Origin of the sequence: Paracraurococcus ruber, assembly GCF_004353985.1 — a bacterium.
GTDB lineage: Bacteria > Pseudomonadota > Alphaproteobacteria > Acetobacterales > Acetobacteraceae > Paracraurococcus > Paracraurococcus ruber.
Map to the genome: position 1 here is coordinate 1 of NZ_SMOA01000397.1, position 3,716 is coordinate 3,716.

At 76.7% G+C, this 3,716-nt stretch carries 5 protein-coding genes; 4 read left to right on the forward strand and 1 reads right to left on the reverse strand.

Annotation, left to right across the window (positions count from 1 at the left end; translation table 11 throughout):
- Positions 1-936, reverse strand: a 936-nt coding sequence (locus tag E2C05_RS29690; RefSeq protein WP_133223224.1) for an L-lactate permease, incomplete at its 3' end; no start/stop codon positions are given.
- A 362-nt stretch (positions 937-1,298) separates the two neighbouring features.
- On the opposite strand from E2C05_RS29690, the gene E2C05_RS29695 reads away from it, so the two are divergent.
- The 4 genes from E2C05_RS29695 to E2C05_RS29710 all read left to right on the forward strand — a co-directional run bounded on the left by E2C05_RS29695 (position 1,299) and on the right by E2C05_RS29710 (position 3,613).
- Entirely contained in the window at positions 1,299-1,634 is a 336-nt protein-coding gene (locus tag E2C05_RS29695) for a hypothetical protein (protein ID WP_133223225.1), read from the forward strand.
- Positions 1,635-1,835: 201 nt separating this feature from the next.
- On the forward strand, positions 1,836-2,060 hold the full coding sequence (locus E2C05_RS29700; RefSeq protein ID WP_133223226.1) for a hypothetical protein: 225 nt from the start codon (positions 1,836-1,838) through the stop codon (positions 2,058-2,060).
- A gap of 172 nt (positions 2,061-2,232) precedes the next feature.
- The gene (locus E2C05_RS29705) at positions 2,233-3,111 is read left to right on the forward strand and encodes a ribokinase (RefSeq protein WP_133223227.1); all 879 of its coding nucleotides are present in this window, start codon (positions 2,233-2,235) and stop codon (positions 3,109-3,111) included.
- A 283-nt stretch (positions 3,112-3,394) separates the two neighbouring features.
- Complete coding sequence (locus E2C05_RS29710) at positions 3,395-3,613, forward strand: hypothetical protein (RefSeq protein ID WP_133223228.1); 219 nt, start codon at positions 3,395-3,397, stop codon at positions 3,611-3,613.
- Positions 3,614-3,716 lie beyond the last annotated feature (103 nt).

Consider the following 3,716-nt stretch of genomic DNA (forward strand, 5'->3'; position numbering starts at 1 on the left):
CCCCGCGCCGCCGCCCGTGCCGCCGCCCGTGCCGCCGCCGGGGGAGGGGCCGGTGCCGCGCGCCGTCGCTCCCTCGATCGCCGCGGCGCGGCCGCCGAGCCGCGTGCTGGTCCAGGTCTCCTTCGGCTGCCAGACCCGCAGGAACAGGCTGAGGCAGGCGAGCGAGACCAGCGCCGCGATCACGTCCACCAGGTAGGGGCCCATGTAGTTCGAGACGAGGAATTGCGGCACGGCGAAGGACACGCCGGTCACCAGGATCGCCGGCCAGACCTGGATCATCCCGCGGAAGCCCGCGAAGGCCCAGATCAGCCAGAAGGGCACGATCAGCGAGAAGAAGGGCAGCTGCCGCCCGATCATGGCCGAGAGGTCGTAGACATCGAGCCCGGTCACGCCCGCCAGCGCGATCACCGGCGTGCCGAGCGCGCCATAGGCGACGGGGGCGGTATTGGCGATCAGCGAGAGGCCGGAGGCGGCGAGCGGCGAGAAGCCGAGGCCGATCAGCACCGCGCCCGTCACCGCGACCGGGGTGCCGAAGCCCGCCGCGCCTTCGAAGAAGGCGCCGAACGCGAAGGCGATCAGCAGCAGCTGCAGCCGCCGGTCGGGCGTGACGCCGGCGATCGTCTCCTGCAGCCGGTTGAAGGACCCGTTCGCAACCGTCAGCCGGTAGAGGAAGATGATGTTGAGGACGATCCAGCCGATCGGGAACAGGCCGCTGGCGATTCCCAGCCCGGCGGCCTTCGCGGCGATCCCCGCCGGCATGCCGAAGACGACGATGGCGACGGCCAGCGCGACGACCAGCGCGGCGATGGCGGCGATATGCGCGGCGATGTGCAGGAAGGCGAGCGCGATGAGCATCGTCGCCACCGGCAGCGCGGCGACGAGCGCCGAGATCAGGATCGATCCGAAGGGATCGTAGAGCTGGTTCCAGGTGTCCATGGGCGGTGCTTCGCCTTGTCTTCGGTGCGGCTGCGCACAGGAACGCCGGCGAATCCGGTGCCGTGGCGCCTGGGGTGGCGACGGCCGCGGCCACCCGCGAAGGGCGTCCTGCGGCGGCCGGGATGCCGGCCGCTCCTACGGTCGATCCGCCCGGCCCAGCAATCGGCGGGCGGCGGAAATGGCCGTCACCCCTCGGTGAGGCGGCGCCGGCGCCGCGCCCCCTTGGCCCGGGTCGGCCTCCGCGGCCTGCAGGGTGGGCGCCGTCCAGCCCGGCGGACGGGGAAGGCCGCCGCCCCCGGGCAGCCGCAGGGAGGATGCCGCCCGGGCTTGAACCCGCACCGGGGGCGGGCAACATCCGGGACATGGACACGCATAGGCGCCCCGGTGCCCCGTTCCGGGACTCCCCGCCCATCCTCGACATGACGCCGGAGGGCGAATTCCGCGACCCGTCGCCGCGCCGGGCCGGGCCCCTCGACCGCATCCTCGGCCAGATCGGCGGCGCCGCGCTGGTGGTGGCGCTGATCGCCGGCGGCCTGCTGCTGGCCGCCGTCGCGGTGTTCCTGTTCAGCCTGCTGCTGCCGATCGCGATCGGCGCCGGGCTGGTCGCCTTCGCGTCCATCTGGTGGCGGCTGCGGCGGCTGCGCCGCGCCGGCGGCGCCCCGCCCGGAGCGGTCCGCTTCGTCGTCCTCCGCCGATAGGGCAGGGCGCCTGGCCGCGGGCGACCCGCGGCGCGGCCAGGCACCGCCTTCCCGGCCCGATGCCATCCTGCAACCCGGGGCCCGTGCCTGCCGACGCCCTTCGAGATCGACCCCGCCCGGCTCTATGACGTCGGGCCGGACGGCACGCCGCGCACCGATGCCGGCCGGCCGCCGGACTGGCTGGATGCCCGCCACCGCGCGATGATCGGCTGGGTGGCCATGGGCGCCGGCGTGACCGGCGCGATGGCCGGGTTCAGCGTGCTGTCCCTCGCCCTCGGGGCCCGCACCCTGGCCGCCGGCTTCGCGCTGGCGACCATCGCCGCCTCGCCGCTGGTCGGGATCGGGCCGGCGCTGGACTGGTGGCGCCACCGGCGCCCGCACCGGCGCCGCCATGCGACGCGGCCGGACAGCTTCCCGCCGGGCTGACGCGGGACGACGGCGCGCGACGTCGGGTCGGCCGTCCCGGACCCCGGCGGCGCGCCTTGGCCACGCCCCTCATGCCTCGCCCCCCTGGCCACGCCCCCTCTCTGGCCACGCCCCTTGGCCGCGCGCGTCTTTTCCGGCGCCAAGCCAGGCGGCCTTGCGTAGGCTGCCGGCCATGCCCGTGCTCGTCTTCGGGTCGGTCAATGCCGACCTGGTCTTCGCCCTGCCTGTCTTGCCCGCCCCGGGGGAGACGGTCCTGGCGCCCGGCTATGCCACGCTGCCGGGCGGGAAGGGCGCCAACCAGGCGGTCGCCGCAGCGCAGGACGGGGCGCCCACCGCCTTCGCCGGCGCGGTCGGCGACGACGCCCTGGCCGAGGTGGCGCTTCGCGGCCTGCGGGAGGCGGGCGTCGAACTCGGCCGCCTGGCCTGGGTGCCCGAGCCCACCGGCTGCGCCGCCATCGCGGTGGACCGGGCCGGGCGGAACCTGATCCTGGGCGGCAGCGGCGCCAACCAGTCCGCCCGGGCGGCGCAGGTGGAGGATGCCGCGCTGAACCCGGACACCGTCCTGGTCCTGCAGCGGGAAGTGCCGGCGGCGGAGAATGCCGCCCTGATCCTGCGCGCCCGGGCGCGGGGCGCGCGGATCCTGCTGAACCTCGCCCCGGCCGGGGAGGTGGCGCCGGAGGCGCTGCGAGCCCTCGATCTTCTGGTCGCCAACGAGCATGAGGCGGCCTGGCTCGCCGGGCAGCTCGGCTGCGGCGCCGATGCGGCGTCGCTGCACCGGGCGCTCGGCGTCGGCGTCGCCGTCACGCTGGGGGAGGCGGGGGCGGCGGCGGCGACCGCGGCCGGGCCGCTGCGGGTGCCCGCCTTCCCGGTGCGGGCGGTGGACACTACCGGCGCCGGCGATGCCTGGTGCGGCGTGCTGGCGGCGGCGCTGGATCGCGGCCTGCCGCTGGACGCGGCGATGCGCCGCGCCTCGGCCGCCGCCGCCATCGCCTGCACCCGCCCGGGCGCGACCATGCCCCGCGCGGCGGAGACGGCGGCGCTGCTGGGCTGAGACGCCGACGCAACCGGCGCGCGCGGCAGCCGTCGGGATCGGCTGCCGGCCGCTCATGCGCGCGTTGGGCCTGCATCCCCCGCCGGGCCGCGGCATTAGGGGCGGCGATGCAGGATCTCGGACCCGGTGCGCCGGGCAGCGTCGGTCGGCGGCGGCTCCCTTCGCCCATCCGCGCCGTCCGGCATCGCCCCGGCTGCAGCCGCCGTGCGCCGGCGCACAGCGCCGCGGCGCTGCCGGCGCGCATGCTCCCACCCGTCGGGATGCAGCGGTTCGGAGATTGCCCATGACGGATTTCGTGATCGTGGCGGCGGCCCTGGCCAGCATCGCCTCCGCAGCCCCGGCGCCCGTGCTGCCGTCCACGGCGCCGACCATCGGCTTCCGCACCTATGCGACCATCGCGGCCTGCGAGGACGCCGTGGCGCATCTGCCGGCCCGCCCGGGCATCCGCCTGGTCTGCCTGCCGGTCGAGGCCGACGACACGGTGATGTCGAGCCACTACTGAGCGCGGCGTCGCGGCGTCCCCACGCGGGTTGCGCCGGGCGTCCACGCCGCGGTCCCGGCAAGCGCTCGCAGCGGCCCGCGTGCCGGGCGCGGGCGGCGCCCGC

Excerpts from the sequence above, each read along its gene's own strand:
- E2C05_RS29710 (WP_133223228.1), top strand. The coding sequence starts at position 3,395 with ATGACGGATTTCGTGATCGTGGCGGCGGCCCTGGCCAGCATCGCCTCC.
- E2C05_RS29695 (WP_133223225.1), top strand. The coding sequence starts at position 1,299 with ATGGACACGCATAGGCGCCCCGGTGCCCCGTTCCGGGACTCCCCGCCC.
- E2C05_RS29705 (WP_133223227.1), top strand. The coding sequence starts at position 2,233 with ATGCCCGTGCTCGTCTTCGGGTCGGTCAATGCCGACCTGGTCTTCGCC.
- E2C05_RS29700 (WP_133223226.1), top strand. The coding sequence starts at position 1,836 with ATGATCGGCTGGGTGGCCATGGGCGCCGGCGTGACCGGCGCGATGGCC.